17 protein-coding genes are annotated in these 19,031 nt (G+C 61.7%); 15 read left to right on the top strand and 2 right to left on the bottom strand.

Annotated elements, in window-relative coordinates; translation table 11 throughout:
- Window positions 1-322: 322 nt before the first annotated feature.
- The gene (paaZ, locus tag ACLH1U_RS05595) at window positions 323-2,368 is read right to left on the bottom strand and encodes a phenylacetic acid degradation bifunctional protein PaaZ (protein ID WP_065805966.1); all 2,046 of its coding nucleotides are present in this window, start codon (window positions 2,366-2,368) and stop codon (window positions 323-325) included.
- A 286-nt stretch (window positions 2,369-2,654) separates the two neighbouring features.
- Here paaZ and paaA point away from each other — a divergent pair, with 286 nt between their 5' ends.
- The 14 genes from paaA to ACLH1U_RS05525 all read left to right on the top strand — a co-directional run bounded on the left by paaA (window position 2,655) and on the right by ACLH1U_RS05525 (window position 14,224).
- Window positions 2,655-3,584: a 1,2-phenylacetyl-CoA epoxidase subunit PaaA gene (gene paaA / locus ACLH1U_RS05590; protein WP_032452647.1), complete on the top strand. Its 930-nt coding sequence runs from the start codon at window positions 2,655-2,657 to the stop codon at window positions 3,582-3,584.
- A gap of 11 nt (window positions 3,585-3,595) precedes the next feature.
- A complete protein-coding gene (gene paaB, locus ACLH1U_RS05585; protein WP_023289451.1) occupies window positions 3,596-3,883 on the top strand; it encodes a 1,2-phenylacetyl-CoA epoxidase subunit PaaB in 288 nt (95 codons plus the stop codon).
- 7 nt (window positions 3,884-3,890) lie between these two features.
- Window positions 3,891-4,646 (top strand): 1,2-phenylacetyl-CoA epoxidase subunit PaaC, encoded by a 756-nt coding sequence (gene paaC / locus ACLH1U_RS05580; RefSeq protein WP_112201634.1) that lies wholly within the window; start codon window positions 3,891-3,893, stop codon window positions 4,644-4,646.
- An 11-nt stretch (window positions 4,647-4,657) separates the two neighbouring features.
- Complete coding sequence (gene paaD, locus ACLH1U_RS05575; protein WP_023289453.1) at window positions 4,658-5,155, top strand: 1,2-phenylacetyl-CoA epoxidase subunit PaaD; 498 nt, start codon at window positions 4,658-4,660, stop codon at window positions 5,153-5,155.
- A gap of 7 nt (window positions 5,156-5,162) precedes the next feature.
- A complete protein-coding gene (paaE, locus tag ACLH1U_RS05570; RefSeq protein ID WP_023289454.1) occupies window positions 5,163-6,233 on the top strand; it encodes a 1,2-phenylacetyl-CoA epoxidase subunit PaaE in 1,071 nt (356 codons plus the stop codon).
- Window positions 6,230-6,997 (top strand): 2,3-dehydroadipyl-CoA hydratase PaaF, encoded by a 768-nt coding sequence (paaF, locus tag ACLH1U_RS05565; RefSeq protein WP_411299118.1) that lies wholly within the window; start codon window positions 6,230-6,232, stop codon window positions 6,995-6,997. Before paaE ends, paaF begins: the two co-directional genes overlap by 4 nt.
- 2 nt (window positions 6,998-6,999) lie before the next feature.
- Window positions 7,000-7,788 carry a 2-(1,2-epoxy-1,2-dihydrophenyl)acetyl-CoA isomerase PaaG gene (gene paaG / locus ACLH1U_RS05560; protein WP_050534152.1) on the top strand — a complete coding sequence of 263 codons (789 nt, stop codon included), beginning with the start codon at window positions 7,000-7,002 and terminating at the stop codon, window positions 7,786-7,788.
- Window positions 7,789-9,213, top strand: coding sequence for a 3-hydroxyacyl-CoA dehydrogenase (locus ACLH1U_RS05555; protein ID WP_411299131.1), 1,425 nt, complete (start codon window positions 7,789-7,791; stop codon window positions 9,211-9,213).
- A complete protein-coding gene (gene paaI / locus ACLH1U_RS05550) occupies window positions 9,203-9,625 on the top strand; it encodes a hydroxyphenylacetyl-CoA thioesterase PaaI (RefSeq protein ID WP_023289458.1) in 423 nt (140 codons plus the stop codon). The genes ACLH1U_RS05555 and paaI overlap by 11 nt, the downstream gene beginning before the upstream one ends.
- The gene (pcaF, locus tag ACLH1U_RS05545; RefSeq protein ID WP_044522629.1) at window positions 9,625-10,830 is read left to right on the top strand and encodes a 3-oxoadipyl-CoA thiolase; all 1,206 of its coding nucleotides are present in this window, start codon (window positions 9,625-9,627) and stop codon (window positions 10,828-10,830) included. The genes paaI and pcaF overlap by 1 nt, the downstream gene beginning before the upstream one ends.
- A 26-nt stretch (window positions 10,831-10,856) precedes the next feature.
- On the top strand, window positions 10,857-12,173 hold the full coding sequence (paaK, locus tag ACLH1U_RS05540; RefSeq protein ID WP_023289460.1) for a phenylacetate--CoA ligase PaaK: 1,317 nt from the start codon (window positions 10,857-10,859) through the stop codon (window positions 12,171-12,173).
- Window positions 12,174-12,272: 99 nt separating this feature from the next.
- Window positions 12,273-13,199: a phenylacetic acid degradation operon negative regulatory protein PaaX gene (gene paaX, locus ACLH1U_RS05535; RefSeq protein ID WP_072199087.1), complete on the top strand. Its 927-nt coding sequence runs from the start codon at window positions 12,273-12,275 to the stop codon at window positions 13,197-13,199.
- 9 nt (window positions 13,200-13,208) lie between these two features.
- Entirely contained in the window at window positions 13,209-13,805 is a 597-nt protein-coding gene (paaY, locus tag ACLH1U_RS05530) for a phenylacetic acid degradation protein PaaY (RefSeq protein ID WP_023289462.1), read from the top strand.
- Window positions 13,806-13,816: 11 nt separating this feature from the next.
- Window positions 13,817-14,224, top strand: coding sequence for a GFA family protein (locus ACLH1U_RS05525; RefSeq protein ID WP_023289463.1), 408 nt, complete (start codon window positions 13,817-13,819; stop codon window positions 14,222-14,224).
- 36 nt (window positions 14,225-14,260) lie between these two features.
- Here the strand turns inward: ACLH1U_RS05525 and azoR are convergent, their stop codons facing one another.
- On the bottom strand, window positions 14,261-14,866 hold the full coding sequence (gene azoR, locus ACLH1U_RS05520; protein ID WP_002902889.1) for an FMN-dependent NADH-azoreductase: 606 nt from the start codon (window positions 14,864-14,866) through the stop codon (window positions 14,261-14,263).
- Between the two features lie 203 nt (window positions 14,867-15,069).
- Here azoR and hrpA point away from each other — a divergent pair, with 203 nt between their 5' ends.
- A complete protein-coding gene (gene hrpA / locus ACLH1U_RS05515) occupies window positions 15,070-18,972 on the top strand; it encodes an ATP-dependent RNA helicase HrpA (RefSeq protein WP_275257021.1) in 3,903 nt (1,300 codons plus the stop codon).
- The last annotated feature ends 59 nt before the right edge of the window (window positions 18,973-19,031 follow it).

Genomic DNA, 19,031 nt, shown 5'->3' with positions numbered 1-19,031 from the left:
CAGCGGGCACGTGCGCCGATTTTGTGCCGGGTGGCGGCTGCGCCTTACCCGGCCTACCTGTCCGGGTCTGACTGCCAGTAGGCCCGCGCAAGCGCAGCGCCGCCGGGCAAGATATCAGGTACGGTAGCCGTGATGTCGCCGGGTGGCGGCTGCGCCTTACCCGGCCTACTTGTCCGGGTCTGACTGCCAGTAGGCCCGCGCAAACTACGCTGAAGCCGCAGATAACATAAAGGACTTCCCGCGGCGAAACCGTTGCACACCGCTTGCAGTCTCAATGGCTCAAGAAACGGCCAACAGAGCGCCAGCGGTCAATTTTCCGCCATTACGCCGGGAAATCCCCCTGCTGGCGAGCCACCAGGGTCAGAATGGAATACAGCGCCACCGCCTGCTGGTGCTGGTTGAAAATCTCCACCGCCCATTCCACCACGCCGGTAGCTTTCTCCTCGGCGCTACGCTGACGTTTAACGGTTTTCCGCTTACAGGTCAGACGCACCTGGATGGTGTCTCCCGGCTTGACCGGTTCAATAAAGCGCAGGTTTTCCATGCCGTAGTTAGCGATAACCGGCCCGACGCCGGCATCGACGAACAGACCGGCCGCCGCGGAGATCAGGAAATAACCGTGGACCACGCGCTCGCCGAAAATCGAGTCGGCGGCGGCGATTTTGTCCATGTGGGCGTAGAAATGGTCGCCGCTCAGACAGGCGAAGTTAACGATATCCGCTTCGGTCAGGGTGCGCCGCGGGGTCAGCAAACTGTCGCCGGGCTGGATCTCTTCGAAATATTTGCGGAACGGGTGAATGCGGTCTTCGCTCACCTGGGCGCCGCGCACCCACTGCTGGCCAATGGTCGCCAGCATCGTCGGGCTGCCCTGGACGGCGGTGCGCTGCATATAGTGTTTCACCGAACGCAGTCCGCCGAGCTCTTCGCCGCCGCCGGCGCGGCCGGGGCCGCCGTGCACCAGCTGCGGCAGCGGCGAACCGTGGCCGGTTGACTCGACCGAGGACGCCTCGTTCAGTATCTGAATACGGCCATGGGCGCGGGCGGCGCCGAGGATAAACTCGCGCGCCAGTTCGCCGCTGGCGGTGACCAGCGTTCCCGCCAGGCTACCGCCGCCGGCACGAGCCAGCGCCAGGGCATGCTGGCGATCCTGGTAGGGCATCAGGGTCGCCACCGGACCAAAGGCTTCAATGGCGTGAACCGCTGGGGTTTCATCCGGCTGCGCGCAGTAGAGCAGCGTCGGCGGGAAAAAGGCCCCGGCCGCGCTGAGGTCCGCCTGTCCGCCAAGCAGCGCTTCGCAGCCGGCGGCAATCAGTTTATTGACGCTCTCCTGAACGTCCTGACGCTGCTCGTGATTAACCAGCGCCCCCATCTTAATCCCTTCCTGCGCCGGGTCGCCGACGGTCACTTTATGCAGGCGGGCGATCAGCGCATCGCTAACCGCATTGATCTGCGCCAACGGGACGATGATGCGGCGGATAGCGGTACATTTTTGCCCGGCTTTCGCCGTCATCTCGCGGACCACTTCCCGGATAAACAGCGCGAACTCCGGCTGCTCCGGCTTGACGTCTTCGCCTAACACACAGCAGTTGAGCGAATCCGCTTCCATGGTAAAGGGAATCGATTTGGCCACCAGGTTGGGGTGCGACCGCAGCTGCTGGCCGGTGGCGGCTGAGCCGGTAAAGGTCACCACGTCCTGGCTGTCGAGATGGTCGAGAAGATCGCCCGCGCCGCCGCAAATCAGGCTGATGGCGCCTTCCGGCACCAGGCCGCTGTCGACAATCGCCTTCACCATGGCCTGGGTGAGCTGGGCGGTGGCGGTGGCCGGTTTAACGATCGCCGGCATGCCGGCCAGCCAGGTGGGGGCCAGTTTTTCCAGCATTCCCCAGCAGGGGAAGTTGAAGGCGTTGATATGCACAGCGACGCCTGATTTTGAGGTCAGCACGTGACGCGCGGCAAAACCGCCCTGTTTAGAGAGCGGGATCAGCTCGTCTTCCGGCCACAGGATATCGTCCGGCAGTTCGCGACTACCGAGCCCGGCATAGGTGAAAAGGGTGCCGATGCCGCCTTCGATATCCACCCAGCTGTCGGCGCGGGTGGCGCCGGTTTGCGCGGAAATCGCGTAGAACTGGTCTTTCTGCTCCAGCAGATGTTTCGCTACCGCTTTTAACATCGCGCTGCGTTCAATAAAGGTCATGGCTTGCAGAGCCTGACCGCCGCGCTCAATTGCGAAGCGGCGCGCCTGCGCCATATCCAGGCCTTCGCTGGTCACCTCCCACAGCGCCGCGCCGGTGATGGCGTGATGGATAGTACGGGCGCGGCCCCGGCCGGTCTGCCAGGCGCCGGATAAGTAGCTGGCTAACTGCTGCATCGCGAATCTCCAAATATGTTACGTGGAATGTCTATAAATAGTTCTTTTATGAATCATAAAATGCAAGCTCGTATTTAATAAATTATTAACATTGTGATCGCGATGACGTTATGTTTTCGGCCTAATTAACTGTATTTGTTGTGGTTTACAAAAGGTTTTGCGGAGGCTATCACAAAAAGAGTAAACAAAATTTGTGGTTTTCTTTAACCAATATGTAACCTTCAATAAACAAAGTGATTCACATAAACGGTTGTGATGTGAATATCGGAATCATAAAGGTGATGACGTGACAGAAGAACAACGCTTTGACCAGCGCATCGCGCAGGAAACGGCCATCGAACCGCAGGACTGGATGCCGGATGCCTATCGTAAAACCCTGATCCGTCAGATTGGTCAGCATGCGCACTCGGAAATCGTCGGCATGCTGCCGGAAGGCAACTGGATCACCCGGGCGCCCACTCTGCGCCGCAAAGCGATCCTGCTGGCTAAAGTGCAGGATGAGGCCGGCCACGGGCTGTATCTCTATAGCGCCGCGGAAACCCTCGGCTGCGCGCGGGAAGATCTGTATCAGAAGATGCTCGACGGGCAGATGAAATACTCCTCCATTTTTAACTACCCGACGCTGAGCTGGGCCGATATCGGCGTGATCGGCTGGCTGGTCGATGGCGCGGCCATCGTCAACCAGGTGGCGCTGTGCCGGACGTCCTACGGCCCCTATGCCCGGGCGATGGTCAAAATCTGCAAAGAAGAGAGCTTTCACCAGCGCCAGGGATTCGAAGCCTGCATGGCGCTGGCGCAGGGTAATGACGCCCAGCGGCAGATGCTGCAGGACGCCATTAACCGCTTCTGGTGGCCGGCGCTGATGATGTTTGGCCCCAACGACGACAACTCGCCGAACAGCGCCCGCAGCATGGCGTGGAAAATCAAACTGCACTCCAACGACGAGCTGCGTCAACGCTTCGTCGACAACACCGTGCCGCAGGTGGAGATCCTCGGCATGACCGTCCCGGACCCGGAGTTGCACTTTGATGAAGCCAGCGGCCACTACCGCTTCGGCGAGATCGACTGGCAGGAGTTTAACGAGGTGATTAGCGGCCGTGGCGTGTGCAACCACGAGCGGCTGGCCGCCAAGCGTAAGGCCTGGGAAGAGGGCGAGTGGGTTCGCGAAGCCGCGCTGGCCCATGCGCAAAAACAGCAGGCCCGCAGCGCGGCATAAGGAGAGACAACATGAGCAAAGTTTACTGGCCGTTATATGAAGTGTTCGTTCGCAGCAAACAGGGGCTTTCCCATCGTCACGTCGGCAGCCTGCATGCCGCTGACGATCAAATGGCGCTGGAGAACGCCCGCGACGCCTACACCCGCCGCAGCGAAGGCTGCTCCATTTGGGTGGTGAAGGCCAGCGAAATCGTCGCCTCGCAGCCGGAAGCGCGCGGCGAATTCTTCGACCCGGCGGAAAGCAAAGTCTACCGTCATCCGACCTTCTATACCGTGCCGGACGGCATGGAACACATGTGAGGCGGCGATGAATAACCCCAATCCTGTAGCCGCCTATGCTCTGCGTCTTGGCGACAACGGCCTGGTGCTGGCCCAGCGTTTAGGCGCCTGGTGCGGCCATGCCCCGGAGCTGGAGATCGATCTCGCATTGGCCAATATCGGCCTCGATCTGCTTGGCCAGGCGCGCAACTTTTTGAGCTATGCCGCCGAGCTTAACGGCTGCGGCGATGAAGATACCCTGGCCTTTGGCCGCGATGAGCGCCAGTTCAGCAACCTGCTGCTGGTGGAGCAACCGAACGGCAATTTTGCCGACACCATCGCCCGCCAGTTCTTTATCGACGTCTGGCACGTCGCCCTGTACAGCCGGCTGGTGAACAGCCGTGACGCGCAGCTGGCGGCCATTGCCGCCAAAGGGCTGAAAGAGGTGCGCTACCACCAGCGCTTCAGCCGCGGCTGGCTGGAGCGTCTTGGTCACGGCACCGAGGTTTCAAATCGCAAAATGCAGCAGGCGGTCGACAATCTGTGGCGCTTTACCGGCGAACTGTTCCTTGCCGATGACCTGGAGCTCAGCCTGGCCGGGCAGGGCATTGCGGTTGATCCGCGCGAGCTTCAGGCCGAATGGCAAAGCACCGTGCATACCGCGCTGCTTGACTCAGGCTTATCGGTCCCGCAGGAAGCGGCCTTTCGCAGCGGCGGCAAACAGGGGCTGCACAGTGAACATCTCGGCCCGCTGCTGGCGGAGATGCAATATCTGCAGCGTTCCCATCCCGGCCTGCAGTGGTAAGGGAGGGGACGATGCAACGTTTAGATGACATCGCTCCCGCCGAGGTGCGCGCCATCTGGGGAGTGTTAAGCGCGATCCCGGATCCGGAAGTGCCGGTACTCACCATCACCGATCTCGGCATGGTGCGTAGCGTCGCGCGGCACGGCGACGGGTGGGTGATTGGCTTTACCCCGACTTATTCAGGATGCCCGGCGACGGAGCATCTGCTGAGCGAGATCCGCGCGGTGATGAGCGAGCATGGTTATCTGCCGGTCCACATCGTCCTGCAGCTGGACCCGCCGTGGACCACCGACTGGATGAGCCAGGAGGCCCGCGAGCGCCTGCGCCAGTACGGCATCAGCCCGCCGCAGGGGCACGCCTGCCATGCGGAAATGCCCGCCGAGGTGAGCTGTCCGCGCTGCGGCAGCACCCGCACCTCGCTGATTAGCGAATTCGGTTCCACGGCCTGCAAAGCGCTCTATCGCTGCGACAGCTGCCGGGAACCCTTTGATTACTTTAAATGTATTTGAGGTTGCCATGACGACGTTCCATGCGCTTAAGGTCGCGAGAGTCGAGCCGGAAACCCGCGATGCGGTGACCATTACGTTTGCGATTCCGCAAGCCCTGCAGGCGGAGTACTGCTTTCGTCCGGGCCAGCATCTGACGCTGAAAGCCCGACTGGGCGGTGAAGAGCTGCGCCGCTGTTACTCCATCTGCCGCAGCCCTACGCCGGGAGAGATCAGCGTCGCGGTCAAAGCCATCGACGGCGGGCGCTTCTCGCGCTTCGCCCAGCACGCTATCCAGCAGGGGATGGAGCTGGAGGTAATGGTGCCGCAGGGGCATTTCGGCTATCAGCCGCAGGCTGAACGGCAGGGCGACTATCTGGCGATCGCCGCCGGCTCCGGGATCACGCCGATGATGGCGATCGTTAGCGCCACCCTGGCCACCGAGCCGCACAGCCGCTTCACGCTGATCTACGGCAACCGCAGCAGCCACAGCATGATGTTCCGCCAGGCGCTGGCCGATTTAAAAGACCGCTATCCGCAGCGCCTGCAGGTGGTGCATCTGTTCAGCCAGGAGTCGATGGACAGCGATCTGCTGCAGGGGCGCATCGATGGCGACAAACTGCGCCAGCTCGCGGACCATCTGCTGGATTTCAGCCGTTTCGACGAGGCCTTTATCTGCGGCCCGGCGACAATGATGGATGAGGCGGAAACGACCCTGCGCGAGCTCGGCGTGCCGGAGCACGCCATTCATCTCGAACGCTTCAATACGCCGGGCGGCAGCGTTAAGCGCGCCGCCGGGGTGCAGGCGGAAGGGCGCACGGTAACCATCCGCCAGGACGGGCGCGATCGGCTGATCGCCCTCAGCGCCGAAGACGACAGCATTCTGGATGCCGCATTGCGCCAGGGGGCAGACCTGCCGTTTGCCTGCAAGGGCGGGGTGTGCGCCACCTGTAAATGCAAAGTGCTGCGCGGCGAAGTGGCGATGGCCGCCAACTATAGCCTCGAAGCGGATGAGCTGGCGGCGGGTTACGTGCTGAGCTGCCAGGCGCTGCCCACCAGCGGCGACGTGGTGGTCGACTTTGACGCGCGGGGGATGGCATGAGCGAGCTGATGATCCACCGCCATGGCCGGGTGCTGCAGCTGACGCTCAACCGTCCGCAGGCCCGCAACGCGCTGAACAATGCCTTATTAACCCGGATTGCCGAGGCGCTGGAGGCCGCGGCCGCTGATGACAACGTCAGCGTCTGCGTCATCAGCGGCAATCCGCGCTTCTTTGCCGCCGGAGCCGACCTGAACGAGATGGCGGAGAAAGATCTCCCGGCGACCCTGGATGATATCCGCCCGCGGCTGTGGGCGCGTATCGATGCCTTCCCCAAACCGCTGATCGCCTCGGTCAACGGTTACGCCCTCGGCGCGGGCTGCGAGCTGGCCCTGCTGTGCGACCTGATTGTCGCCGGGGACAACGCCCGCTTTGGCCTGCCGGAAATTACCCTCGGCATCATGCCGGGCGCTGGCGGCACCCAGCGGCTGATCCGCAGCGTTGGCAAGGCGCTGGCCAGCCGGATGGTGCTGAGCGGCGAGAGTATAGACGCCCGTCAGGCGCAGCAGGCCGGACTGGTAAGCGATATCTATCCGGCGGCGTTAACCGATGAATATGCTCTGCAACTGGCGACCACCATCGCCTGCCACGCGCCGCTGGCGCTCCGGGCGGCGAAACAGTCGCTGCGCCTGTCGCAGGAGGTGAGCCTGCAGGCCGGTCTCCAGCAGGAGCGCCAGCTGTTCACTCTGCTGAGCGCCACCGAAGACCGCCGCGAAGGCATCGACGCCTTCTTACAAAAACGTACCCCGGACTTTAAAGGACGCTAATCGTGGAAGCTTTCATTCTCAGCGCAGTGGAACAGGGCGTCATGACCATTACCCTCAATCGCCCGGACCGCCTCAACAGTTTTAACGACCTGATGCATCAACAGCTGGCGGAATGCCTGAAGCAGGCCGAGCGCGACGACGGCGTGCGTTGCCTGCTGATCACCGGCGCCGGCCGCGGCTTTTGCGCCGGCCAGGATTTGAACGACCGCAACGTCGACCCCAGCGGCCCGCCGCCGGATCTCGGCCTGTCGGTGGAACGCTTTTACAACCCGTTAGTGCGTCGTCTGGCGGCGCTGCCGAAACCGGTGATTTGCGCGGTCAACGGCGTAGCCGCTGGCGCAGGGGCCACCCTGGCGCTGGGCTGCGATATCGTGCTGGCCGCGCGTTCGGCCAAGTTTGTGATGGCCTTCAGCAAGCTCGGGCTGGTGCCGGACTGCGGCGGCAGCTGGTTCCTGCCGCGGGTGGCCGGCCGCGCGCGCGCCATGGGGCTGGCGCTGCTGGGCGATAGCCTCAGCGCGGAACAGGCCGCGCAGTGGGGGATGATCTGGCAGCTGGTGGATGATGCCGAACTGGCGGACACCAGTCTGCAGCTGGCGCGCCATCTGGCGGCTCAGCCAACGTTGGGTCTTGGGCTGATTAAAAAGGCGCTGCTGGCGGCGGAAACCAACGGTCTCGACGCGCAGCTGGACCTGGAGCGCGATTATCAACGCCTCGCCGGGCGCAGCGATGATTACCGCGAAGGGGTCAGCGCATTTCTGGCCAAACGGCCACCACAGTTCAGCGGGAAATAGATAATGACGACATCCATAGCCAACGTGGCGGTGATCGGCAGCGGCACCATGGGGGCCGGCATCGCCGAAGTGGCGGCTGCCGCCGGGCATCCTGTGATGATTTACGACATCGATCATCAGGCCATCGCCCGGGCGATCGAGGGTATTGCCAGGCGGCTCGCCTCACGGGTCGAGCGCGGCAAACTGGCGTCAGAGCAGGCCGACGCGCTGCTGGCACGCCTGCATCCGGGCCACGATTTAGCCGCGCTGGCCGACGCAGATTTAGTGATCGAAGCGGCCTCTGAACGCCTGGAGGTAAAAACGGCGCTGTTCGCGCAGCTGGCGACGATCTGCGCGCCGTCAACGTTGCTCACCAGCAACACCTCGTCGATTTCGATTACCGCCATCGCCGCCGGGGTAAAGCATCCCGAACGCGTCGCCGGGCTGCACTTCTTTAATCCGGCGCCGGTCATGAAGCTGGTGGAGGTCGTCAGCGGCCTGGCGACGTCTGCGGAAGTGGTGGAGCAGCTGTGCCAGTGCGTGAGCGGCTGGGGGAAACGGCCGGTGCGCTGCCGCTCGACGCCCGGCTTTATCGTTAACCGCGTGGCGCGTCCATTCTACGCCGAAGCCTGGCGGGCGCTGGAGGAGCAGGTGGCCGCCCCGGAGGTTATCGATGCCGCTTTGCGTGACGGCGGCGGTTTCCCGATGGGGCCCCTGGCGCTGACGGACCTGATTGGCCAGGACGTTAACTTCGCCGTGACCTGCTCGGTATTTAACGCTTTCTGGCAGGACCGCCGTTACCTGCCATCGCTTCTCCAGCAAGAGCTGGCGCTGGCCGGGCGGCTGGGCAAAAAGAGCGGCCATGGCGTCTATCGCTGGCCTGCGGAAGTCAGGACGGCGGCGGCGCTGCCGCCGGTTGCCCATGGCGCTCAATCCGTCATCACTATAAGTGACAGCGTCACCGAGCTGGACGAGCTGCTGTTGCTGGAGACCGAAGGCGAGACTGCCCTGGCGCTGAGCGTTAATCATCGCCGTCCGGTGGTGGTGTATGACCTGTGCGCCAGCGATACGGTGGTGCTGGCCGCAGCGGCGACTAACGCGCCGGCGGCGACGGACAAAGCGGTGCACTACTTCCAGCAGCAGGGCAAGAACGTGCTGCGTATCGCCGATTATCCCGGCCTGCTGGTGTGGCGCACGGTGGCGATGCTGATTAACGAAGCGCTGGATGCACTACAGAAAGGGGTGGCCAGCGCACAGGATATCGATACCGCCATGCGTCTGGGCGTCAATTACCCGCAGGGCCCGCTGGCGTGGGGGGGCAGCCTCGGCTGGCGCCGCGTGCTGCGCCTGCTGGAGAACCTGCACCACCATTATGGCGAGGAGCGCTATCGCCCCGGCTCCCTGTTGCGCCAGAAGGCGCTGATGGAGAAGCACCATGAGCAATGACGCCTGGCGCAACGCGCGCGCGATGTACGAAAAAGATACCTGCGCCAGAACGATGGGGATCGAACTCATCGAGATGGACGACGGTTTTGCGCAGATGACCATGACCGTCTCGCCGGACATGCTTAACGGCCATCAAACCTGCCACGGCGGTCAGCTATTTACCCTTGCCGATACCGCTTTCGCCTACGCCTGTAACAGCCAGGGGCTGGCGGCGGTGGCTTCGGCGGCCAGCATTGATTTTCTCCGCCCGGCGTTTGCCGGCGACCGGCTGGTCGCCACCGCCAGAGTCAAACAGCAGGGCAAGCTGACCGGGGTCTACGACATTGAAATTGTTAATCAACAGCAAAAAATTGTGGCCCTCTTTCGCGGCAAATCGCACCGCATCGGTGGCACAATCACAGGAGAAGTGTAATGCGCGAGGCCTTTATTTGTGACGGGATCCGCACGCCGATTGGCCGCTACGGCGGCGCGCTGGCCAGCGTGCGCGCCGACGACCTGGCGGCGATCCCGCTGCGTGCGCTGCTGAGCCGCAACCCCAGGCTTGACCCGACCGCGATCGATGATGTGATTTACGGCTGCGCGAATCAGGCGGGCGAAGATAACCGCAATGTGGCGCATATGGCGACGCTGCTGGCCGGCTACCCGCACACCGTGCCGGGAACCACCCTCAACCGCCTGTGCGGCTCCGGGCTGGACGCCGTCGGTTTTGCCGCCCGGGCGATCAAAGCCGGCGATGCCGATCTGCTGATCGCCGGCGGCGTGGAGTCGATGTCGCGCGCGCCGTTTGTGATGGGGAAGGCCAGCGCGCCGTATCAGCGTCAGGCGGAGCTGTTCGACACCACCATTGGCTGGCGTTTTGTGAACCCGCTCATGGCGCAACACTTCGGAACTGACAGCATGCCGGAAACCGCCGAGAATGTAGCCGAATTGTTAAATATCAGCCGCGCCGATCAGGATGCTTTCGCCTGGCGCAGCCAGCAGCGCACGGCGCAGGCCCAGCGCGACGGCATTCTGGCGCAGGAGATCGTGCCGGTGCAGGTTGTCGGCCGGAAAGGGGCGCTTAGCGACGTGCGCGAGGACGAGCATCCGCGACCGGAAACCACGCTTGAGCAGCTGGCGCAACTGAAAGCGCCGTTCCGTCAAGGCGGCGTCATTACCGCGGGCAATGCTTCCGGCGTCAACGACGGCGCCGCGGCGCTGATCATCGCCAGCGAACAGCAGGCCGCTAGCCAGGGGCTCACGCCGCGGGCGCGGATCGTGGCGATGGCGACGGCGGGCGTCGAGCCGCGCCTGATGGGGCTGGGGCCGGTACCGGCGGTGCGTAAAGTGCTGGAGCGGGCGGGACTCAATATTAACGATATGGATCTGATTGAGCTGAATGAGGCCTTCGCCGCCCAGGCGCTGGGGGTGCTCAGACAGCTCGGCGTGCCGGACGATGCGGCGCATGTGAATCCCAACGGCGGCGCCATCGCTTTAGGCCATCCGCTGGGCATGAGCGGCGCGCGTCTGGCGCTGAGCGCCAGCCTTGAGCTGCAGCGCCGCGGCGGGCGCTATGCGTTGTGTACGATGTGTATTGGCGTGGGTCAGGGCATCGCCATGATCCTCGAGCGAGTGTGAGCTAATTTACCTGCGAGTACCCTACAATGATAACTACTACAAAATTAGATCCGATTGAAACCGCCTCGCGTGATGAGCTGCAGGCCCTGCAAACCCAGCGTCTGAAGTGGACGCTGAATCATGCGTACAACAATGTGCCAATGTATCGTCGTAAATTCGACGCCGCAGGCGTGCACCCTGACGACTTCCGCGAACTGAGCGACCTGACCAAATTCCCGTGCACCACCAAACAGGATCTGCGCGACAACTATCCCTTCGATACCTTCGCGGTGCCGATGGAGCAGGTGGTGCGCATTCATGCCTCATCCGGCACCACCGGCAAACCGACGGTGGTGGGTTATACGCAAAACGATATTGATAACTGGGCCAATATCGTCGCCCGTTCGCTGCGCGCCGCCGGCGGCACGGCGAAAGATAAAATTCACGTCGCCTACGGCTACGGCCTGTTTACCGGCGGCCTTGGCGCGCACTACGGCGCGGAACGCTTAGGCGCGACGGTGATCCCGATGTCCGGCGGACAGACCGAAAAACAGGCGCAGCTGATCCGCGATTTCCAGCCGGATATGATCATGGTGACGCCCTCATACTGTCTGAATCTGATTGAAGAGCTGGAGCGCCAGATGGCCGGCGATGCCCGCGGCTGTTCATTACGCGTCGGCGTCTTTGGCGCCGAGCCGTGGACCCTGGCGATGCGCGCGGAGATCGAGCGCCGGCTGGGGATCACCGCCCTGGATATTTACGGTCTGTCAGAGGTGATGGGCCCGGGGGTGGCGATGGAGTGTCTGGAAACCGTTGACGGCCCGACCATCTGGGAAGACCACTTCTTCCCGGAAATCGTTAACCCGGACGACGGCACGCCGCTGGCCGATGGCGAACACGGCGAACTGCTGTTCACCACGCTGACCAAAGAGGCGCTGCCGGTGATCCGCTACCGTACCCGCGATCTGACGCGCCTGCTGCCGGGCACTGCGCGCACCATGCGCCGTATGGACCGCATCAGCGGACGCAGCGACGATATGCTGATCATCCGCGGGGTTAACGTCTTCCCGTCGCAGCTGGAAGAAGAGATCCTTAAGTTTGAACACCTGGCGCCGCACTACCAGCTGGAGGTGAATCGCCGCGGCCATCTCGATTCGCTGGCAGTGCGCGTGGAGCTGAAAGAGAGCGGGCTGGCGCTGAGTCACGAGCAGCGCTGCCAGATTTGTCACCAGCTGCGCCACCGCATTAAGTCGATGGTCGGGATCTCCACCGATATTACCATCGTCAACTGCGGCAGCATTCCGCGCTCTGAAGGCAAAGCCTGTCGCGTATTCGACCTGCGTAAAGCGGTGGTCAGCGGTTAATTCTCTCCCCGATAACCCGGCTGAGGCCTTTACGCCGTAGGCCGGGTATTTCCTGTGCTATGATTCATAAAGGAAAAATATAACAACAGAATGAATCAGATGAGTAAACTCGACGCCTTTATTCAACAAGCGGTGACGGCGACGCCGATCAGCGGCACATCATTAATCGCCTCGCTGTATGGCGACGCCTTATTACAACGCGGTGGGGAAGTGTGGCTGGGCAGCGTCGCGGCGCTGCTGGAAGGATTAGGCTTCGGCGAGCGTTTCGTCCGCACCGCGCTGTTTCGCCTCAATAAAGAGGAGTGGCTCGATGTCGTCCGTATCGGCCGCCGCAGCTTCTATCGTCTGAGCGACAAAGGGCTGCGCCTGACCCGACGCGCGGAACATAAAATTTATCGCGCGAACGCTCCGGAATGGGACGGCACCTGGCTGCTGCTGCTTTCGGAAGGCCTGGAGAAAAATGTGCTGGCCGACGTCAAAAAGCAGCTGCTGTGGCAGGGGTTTGGCGCGCTGGCGCCGAGCCTGTTAGCCTCGCCGTCGCAAAAGCTGGCGGATGTCCAGTCGCTGCTCCATGAAGCGGGGGTCGCCGAAAACGTCATCTGTTTTGAAGCCCACTCGCCGCTGGCGCTCTCCCGGGCGGCGCTGCGCAGCCGGGTGGAGGAGTGCTGGCATCTCACCGAACAAAACGAGATGTATGAGGCTTTTATCTCGTTATTCCGGCCGTTACTGCCGCTGCTGCGCGACTGTGACCCCGCGGAGTTAACGCCGGAACGCAGCTTTCAGATCCAGCTCCTGCTGATTCATTTCTATCGCCGGGTGGTGCTCAAAGATCCGCTGCTGCCGGAAGAGCTGCTGCCGGCGCACTGGGCGGGGCAAACCGCCCGCCAGCTGTGTATCAATATTTACCAACGGGTGAGTCCCGGCGCGCTGGCGTTCGTCAGCGAGAAAGGTGAAAGCTCGGTCGGCGAGCTTCCCGCGCCGGGCCCGCTCTATTATCAGCGCTTTGGCGGTTTGCCGGGCGCATAAGGAGGTTGCATGCCGATTTATCAGATTGATGGACTGACCCCGGTGGTGCCGGAGGAGAGTTACGTCCACCCGACCGCGGTGTTGATTGGCGACGTGATCCTCGGCAAAGGGGTCTATGTTGGGCCCAACGCCAGCCTGCGCGGCGATTTTGGCCGCATCGTGGTCAAAGACGGGGCCAATATTCAGGACAACTGCGTGATGCACGGCTTCCCCGGCCAGGATACGGTGGTGGAAGAGGACGGACATATCGGCCACGGCGCTATTCTGCACGGCTGCGTGATTGGCCGCAACGCGCTGGTGGGGATGAGCGCGGTGATTATCGACGGGGCGACCATCGGCGAAAACAGCATTGTCGGCGCCTCGGCCTTTGTCAAAGCCAACGCCGAGATGCCCGCCAACCATCTGATCATCGGCAGCCCGGCAAAAGCGATTCGCGTCCTGAGCGAACAGGAGCTGGCGTGGAAAAAGCATGGTACCCGTGAATACCAGGTGCTGGTGGAACGCTGTAAGCAGACGCTGCATCAGGTTGAGCCATTACGGGAAGTGGAAGAGGGGCGTAAGCGGCTGGAATTTGATGAAAACCTGCGGCCAAAATCCTCAACCTGAGGGGGAAATATATGGCAGAGAAATTATCCGCTCACTGTCACTGCGGTGCGGTGGCGTTTACCGTTGAACTCAGCGACGGCTTCAATACCGCTCGGCGCTGTAACTGCTCATATTGTCGAATGCGCGGGGCGGTCGCGGTCTCTTCGCCGCGTTCAGGCATAGAGGTGGTACGCGGAAGGGATAAGCTCACCGAGTATCGCTTTAATACAGGTGAAGCCGTGCACTTTTTCTGCTCGGTATGCGGGATCTACACCTTTCATCAACGGCGTTCAAACCCACAGGAGTATGGGGTGAATGTGGCCTGCATTGACGGCGTTTCGCCTTTCGATTTTTCCTGCGTGGAGGTCAACGACGGGGTGAATCATCCAAACGATGGCGGCGGAGGCGTGGTGGGGTATTTGCGCTACGAGAAAAAGTAAAACACTCCTCCCGCAGGAAGCGAGAGGAGTGAAATATTAGGCTGCAACCACGCTGTCGATGGCCGCTTTCGCGTCAGACTGCGCTTTGGCCGCGACTTCCGGGCCGTAAGCGATACCTTCGGCGAACACGAAGTTCACGTCGGTGATGCCGATAAAGCCGAGGAAGGTGGACAGGTACGGGGTGACCAGGTCGGTCGGGGTATCTTTATGGATACCGCCGCGGCTGGTCACGACGACCGCGCGTTTACCGGTCACCAGACCTTCCGGCCCTTTCTCGGTGTAGCGGAAGGTCACGCCGGCGCGAGCCACCAGGTCAAAATAGTTTTTCAACTGCGTCGGAATGTTGAAGTTGTACATCGGCGCAGCGATAACAATCACATCATTGCCTTTCAGTTCGGCGATCAGCTCGTCGGAAAGGGCCAGCGCTTCCTGCTGACGCGGCGTCAGCGGCGCGTCGCTCGGACGCAGGGCGCCAACCAGTTCACCATCCAGAACCGGGATCGGATTAGCGGCCAGGTCACGCACGGTGATCTCGTCGCCCGGGTGTTTTTCCTGCCATTGTTCAACAAAATAGTCGGAAAGCTGACCAGATTGTGAGTACCCTGCCAGAATACTGGATTTCAGAACTAATACTTTGCTCATGGGTGTTTCCTTTTTTAATGTGATTGACGGGTCAGTGCCCTGGTGCTTGATGACACTGTATTCACAATCGCGCCACAGAGATAGCGCAATATATCGAATCCTATGTTCAGATTTTTTGAACAAGGCACGGATGACACAGATGTGGTACTCTAAGGCAATACTTCAAAAGAGATTTTCCCGGCAGAGCTCTGCCCGATAACGCTATGACAGAACAACAAAAAATCACCTTCCCCCAGCTTTATCAACAGCTCGACGGCCTGATGCTGCGCGACAAAACGCGCTTTGCCCGCCGTCTGCACGGCGTGAAGAAGGTTAAAAATCCTGAATCGCAACAGGCCATCCTCCAGGAGATGGCGCAGGAGATAAGCCAGGCAGCCGGTAAAGTCCTGCTGCGCGAAGCGGCGCGACCGGCCATCACCTATCCGGAAAACCTGCCGGTTAGCCAGAAAAAACAAGAAATTCTCGAGGCGGTACGCGATCACCAGGTGGTGATTGTCGCCGGGGAGACCGGTTCGGGTAAAACCACCCAGCTGCCAAAAATCTGCATGGAGCTGGGCCGCGGACTGAAAGGGCTGATCGGCCATACCCAGCCGCGTCGTCTGGCCGCGCGAACCGTCGCCAACCGTATCGCCGAGGAGCTGCAAACGGAGCCGGGCGGTTGTATCGGCTATAAGGTCCGCTTTAGCGATCACGTCAGCGACAACACCATGGTCAAGCTGATGACCGACGGTATTCTGCTGGCGGAGATCCAGCAGGATCGCCTGCTGATGCAGTATGACACCATCATTATCGATGAAGCGCACGAGCGCAGCCTGAACATCGACTTCCTGCTCGGTTACCTGAAAGAGCTGCTGCCGCGCCGTCCTGACCTGAAAATCATCATCACCTCGGCGACTATCGACCCGGAACGTTTCTCAAAGCATTTCAATAATGCGCCGATTATCGAAGTCTCCGGGCGGACTTACCCGGTGGAAGTGCGCTACCGGCCGATAGTGGAAGAGGCGGACGATACCGAGCGCGATCAGCTGCAGGCGATCTTTGATGCCGTCGACGAGCTGGGGCGCGAAGGGCCAGGGGATATTCTGATCTTTATGAGCGGCGAGCGGGAGATTCGCGATACCGCCGATGCGCTGAATAAGCTGGATCTGCGCCATACCGAAGTGCTGCCGCTGTACGCCCGCTTGTCCAACAGCGAGCAGAACCGCGTCTTCCAGCCGCACAGCGGACGGCGCATCGTGCTGGCGACCAACGTGGCGGAAACCTCGCTGACCGTGCCGGGCATCAAGTACGTTATCGATCCCGGTACCGCGCGTATCAGCCGCTACAGCTACCGCACCAAGGTGCAGCGCCTGCCGATCGAGCCGGTTTCCCAGGCCTCCGCCAACCAGCGTAAAGGCCGCTGCGGCCGCGTCTCGGAAGGGATCTGTATTCGTCTTTATTCAGAAGACGATTTCCTGTCGCGCCCGGAATTTACCGACCCGGAAATTCTGCGCACCAACCTGGCGTCGGTCATCCTGCAGATGACCGCCCTGGGCTTAGGCGATATCGCCGCCTTCCCGTTCGTTGAAGCGCCGGATAAGCGCAACATTCAGGACGGCGTGCGCCTGCTGGAAGAGCTGGGCGCGATCACCACCGATGAGCAGGCCACCGCCTATAAGCTAACGCCGATGGGCCGCCAGCTCAGCCAGCTGCCGGTGGACCCGCGCCTGGCGCGGATGGTGCTGGAGGCGCAGAAGCACGGCTGCGTGCGGGAAGCGATGATCATCACCTCCGCGCTGTCGATTCAGGATCCGCGCGAGCGGCCGATGGATAAGCAGCAGGCCTCCGACGAGAAGCACCGCCGCTTTCACGATAAAGAGTCTGATTTCCTCGCCTTCGTCAATCTGTGGAACTACCTCGGCGAGCAGCAGAAGGCGCTGTCGTCGAATCAGTTCCGCCGCCAGTGCAGGGTCGATTTTCTGAACTATCTGCGCGTGCGCGAGTGGCAGGATATCTACACCCAGCTGCGTCAGGTGGTGAAAGAGCTTGGCCTGCCGATCAACAGCGAACCGGCGGAATACCGCGAGATCCATACTGCGCTGCTGACCGGTCTGCTGTCGCACATCGGCATGAAGGATGCCGATAAACAGGAGTTTACCGGCGCGCGTAACGCCCGCTTCTCCATCTTCCCGGGGTCCGGTCTGTTTAAAAAGCCGCCGAAGTGGACGATGGTGGCGGAACTGGTGGAAACCAGCCGGCTGTGGGGCCGCATTGCCGCCCGCATTGAGCCGGAGTGGGTGGAGCCGGTCGCGCAGCACCTGATCAAACGCTCATACAGTGAGCCGCACTGGGAGCGGGCGCAGGGCGCGGTGATGGCGACGGAAAAGGTCACCGTCTATGGCCTGCCGATCGTTGGCGCGCGTAAGGTCAACTACAGCCAGATCGATCCGGCGCTGTGCCGCGAGCTGTTTATCCGCCACGCGCTGGTGGAGGGTGACTGGCAAACGCGCCATGCCTTCTTCCGGGAGAACCTGAAGCTGCGGGCGGAAATCGAAGAGCTGGAGCATAAGTCGCGCCGCCGCGACATTCTGGTGGATGACGAGACCCTGTTCGAATTCTACGACCAGCGTATCAGCCACGACGTCATCTCCGCCCGGCATTTTGACGCCTGGTGGAAGCAGGCCAGCCGCGACACCCCGGATCTGCTCAACTTTGAGAAGAGCATGCTGATTAAGGAAGGGGCGGAGCAGGTCAGCAAACTGGACTATCCGAACTTCTGGCATCAGGGCAACCTCAAGCTGCGGCTGAGCTATCAGTTTGAACCGGGCGCCGACGCCGACGGCGTGACGGTGCATATTCCGCTGCCGCTGCTTAATCAGGTGGAGGAGGCCGGGTTTGAATGGCAGATCCCCGGTCTGCGCCGGGAGCTGATTATCGCCCTGATAAAATCGCTGCCGAAGCCGGTGCGGCGCAATTTCGTTCCGGCGCCCAACTATGCGGAAGCGTTTCTTGGCCGGGCGACGCCGCTCGAGCTGCCGCTGCTCGACTCCCTCGAGCGCGAACTGCGGCGGATGACCGGCGTGACCATCGACCGCGAAGCCTGGCAGTGGGATCAGGTGCCCGATCACCTGAAAATCACTTTCCGGGTGGTGGATGATAAAAACAAGAAGCTGCAGGAAGGGCGCTCGCTGCAGGCGCTGAAAGAGGCGCTGAAGGGCAAAGTTCAGGAGACGCTGTCGGCGGTCGCTGATGACGGCATCGAGCAGAGCGGGCTGCATATCTGGAGCTTTGGCACCCTGGCGGAGAGTTACGAACAGAAGCGCGGCAACTATAAGGTGAAAGCCTGGCCGGCGCTGGTGGACGAGCGCGACAGCGTGGCCATCAAGCTGTTTGATAATCCACAGGAACAGCAGCAGGCCATGTGGCGCGGTCTGCGTCGCCTGCTGCTGCTTAACATTCCGTCGCCGATTAAGTATCTGCACGAGAAGCTGCCGAACAAAGCCAAGCTCGGGCTCTATTTTAACCCGTACGGCAAAGTGCTGGATCTGATTGACGACTGCATCTCCTGCGGCGTTGATAAGCTTATCGACGAGGCGGGCGGGCCGGTGTGGACGGAAGAGGGCTTTAGCCAGCTGCATGATAAAGTTCGCGCCGAGCTCAACGAGACGGTCGTGGAGATCGCCAAACAGGTCGAGCAGATCCTCACCGCGGTGTTCAATATCAACAAACGGCTGAAAGGCCGGGTGGATATGACCATGGCGCTGGGGCTGTCGGACATCAAAGCGCAGATGGCGGGGCTGGTTTACCGCGGCTTTGTCACCGGCAATGGCTTCCGTCGTCTTGGCGATACGCTGCGCTATCTGCAGGCGATTGAAAAGCGTCTGGAGAAGATGGCTATCGATCCGCACCGCGACCGCGCGCAGATGCTGAAAATCGAGAGCGTGCAGCAGGCGTGGCAGCAGTGGCTGAATAAGCTGCCGCCGAACCGCCGTGAAGACGACGATGTCCGGGAGATCCGCTGGATGATCGAGGAGCTGCGGGTGAGCTTCTTCGCCCAGCAGCTGGGGACCCCGTACCCTATCTCGGACAAACGCGTGCTACAGGCGATGGAGCAGATTACGCCGTAACCTGGCCGGTTGTCCCCGGTGGCGCTGCGCTTACCGGGGCGACGGGCCAGGCGTCCACG

It is taken from the genome of Klebsiella sp. 1SOBk5mer, from assembly GCF_046603115.1.
GTDB classification, from domain to species: Bacteria; Pseudomonadota; Gammaproteobacteria; order Enterobacterales; family Enterobacteriaceae; genus Klebsiella; species Klebsiella quasipneumoniae.
The sequence above is the reverse complement of the archived record's forward strand: the minus strand, read 5'-3'. Positions and strand labels throughout refer to the sequence as shown.

Excerpts from the sequence above, each read along its gene's own strand:
- paaZ (WP_065805966.1), bottom strand. The coding sequence starts at position 2,368 with ATGCAGCAGTTAGCCAGCTACTTATCCGGCGCCTGGCAGACCGGCCGG.
- paaB (WP_023289451.1), top strand. The coding sequence starts at position 3,596 with ATGAGCAAAGTTTACTGGCCGTTATATGAAGTGTTCGTTCGCAGCAAA.
- paaC (WP_112201634.1), top strand. The coding sequence starts at position 3,891 with ATGAATAACCCCAATCCTGTAGCCGCCTATGCTCTGCGTCTTGGCGAC.
- paaD (WP_023289453.1), top strand. The coding sequence starts at position 4,658 with ATGCAACGTTTAGATGACATCGCTCCCGCCGAGGTGCGCGCCATCTGG.
- paaE (WP_023289454.1), top strand. The coding sequence starts at position 5,163 with ATGACGACGTTCCATGCGCTTAAGGTCGCGAGAGTCGAGCCGGAAACC.
- paaF (WP_411299118.1), top strand. The coding sequence starts at position 6,230 with ATGAGCGAGCTGATGATCCACCGCCATGGCCGGGTGCTGCAGCTGACG.
- paaI (WP_023289458.1), top strand. The coding sequence starts at position 9,203 with ATGAGCAATGACGCCTGGCGCAACGCGCGCGCGATGTACGAAAAAGAT.
- pcaF (WP_044522629.1), top strand. The coding sequence starts at position 9,625 with ATGCGCGAGGCCTTTATTTGTGACGGGATCCGCACGCCGATTGGCCGC.
- paaK (WP_023289460.1), top strand. The coding sequence starts at position 10,857 with ATGATAACTACTACAAAATTAGATCCGATTGAAACCGCCTCGCGTGAT.
- paaX (WP_072199087.1), top strand. The coding sequence starts at position 12,273 with ATGAGTAAACTCGACGCCTTTATTCAACAAGCGGTGACGGCGACGCCG.
- paaY (WP_023289462.1), top strand. The coding sequence starts at position 13,209 with ATGCCGATTTATCAGATTGATGGACTGACCCCGGTGGTGCCGGAGGAG.
- ACLH1U_RS05525 (WP_023289463.1), top strand. The coding sequence starts at position 13,817 with ATGGCAGAGAAATTATCCGCTCACTGTCACTGCGGTGCGGTGGCGTTT.
- azoR (WP_002902889.1), bottom strand. The coding sequence starts at position 14,866 with ATGAGCAAAGTATTAGTTCTGAAATCCAGTATTCTGGCAGGGTACTCA.
- hrpA (WP_275257021.1), top strand. The coding sequence starts at position 15,070 with ATGACAGAACAACAAAAAATCACCTTCCCCCAGCTTTATCAACAGCTC.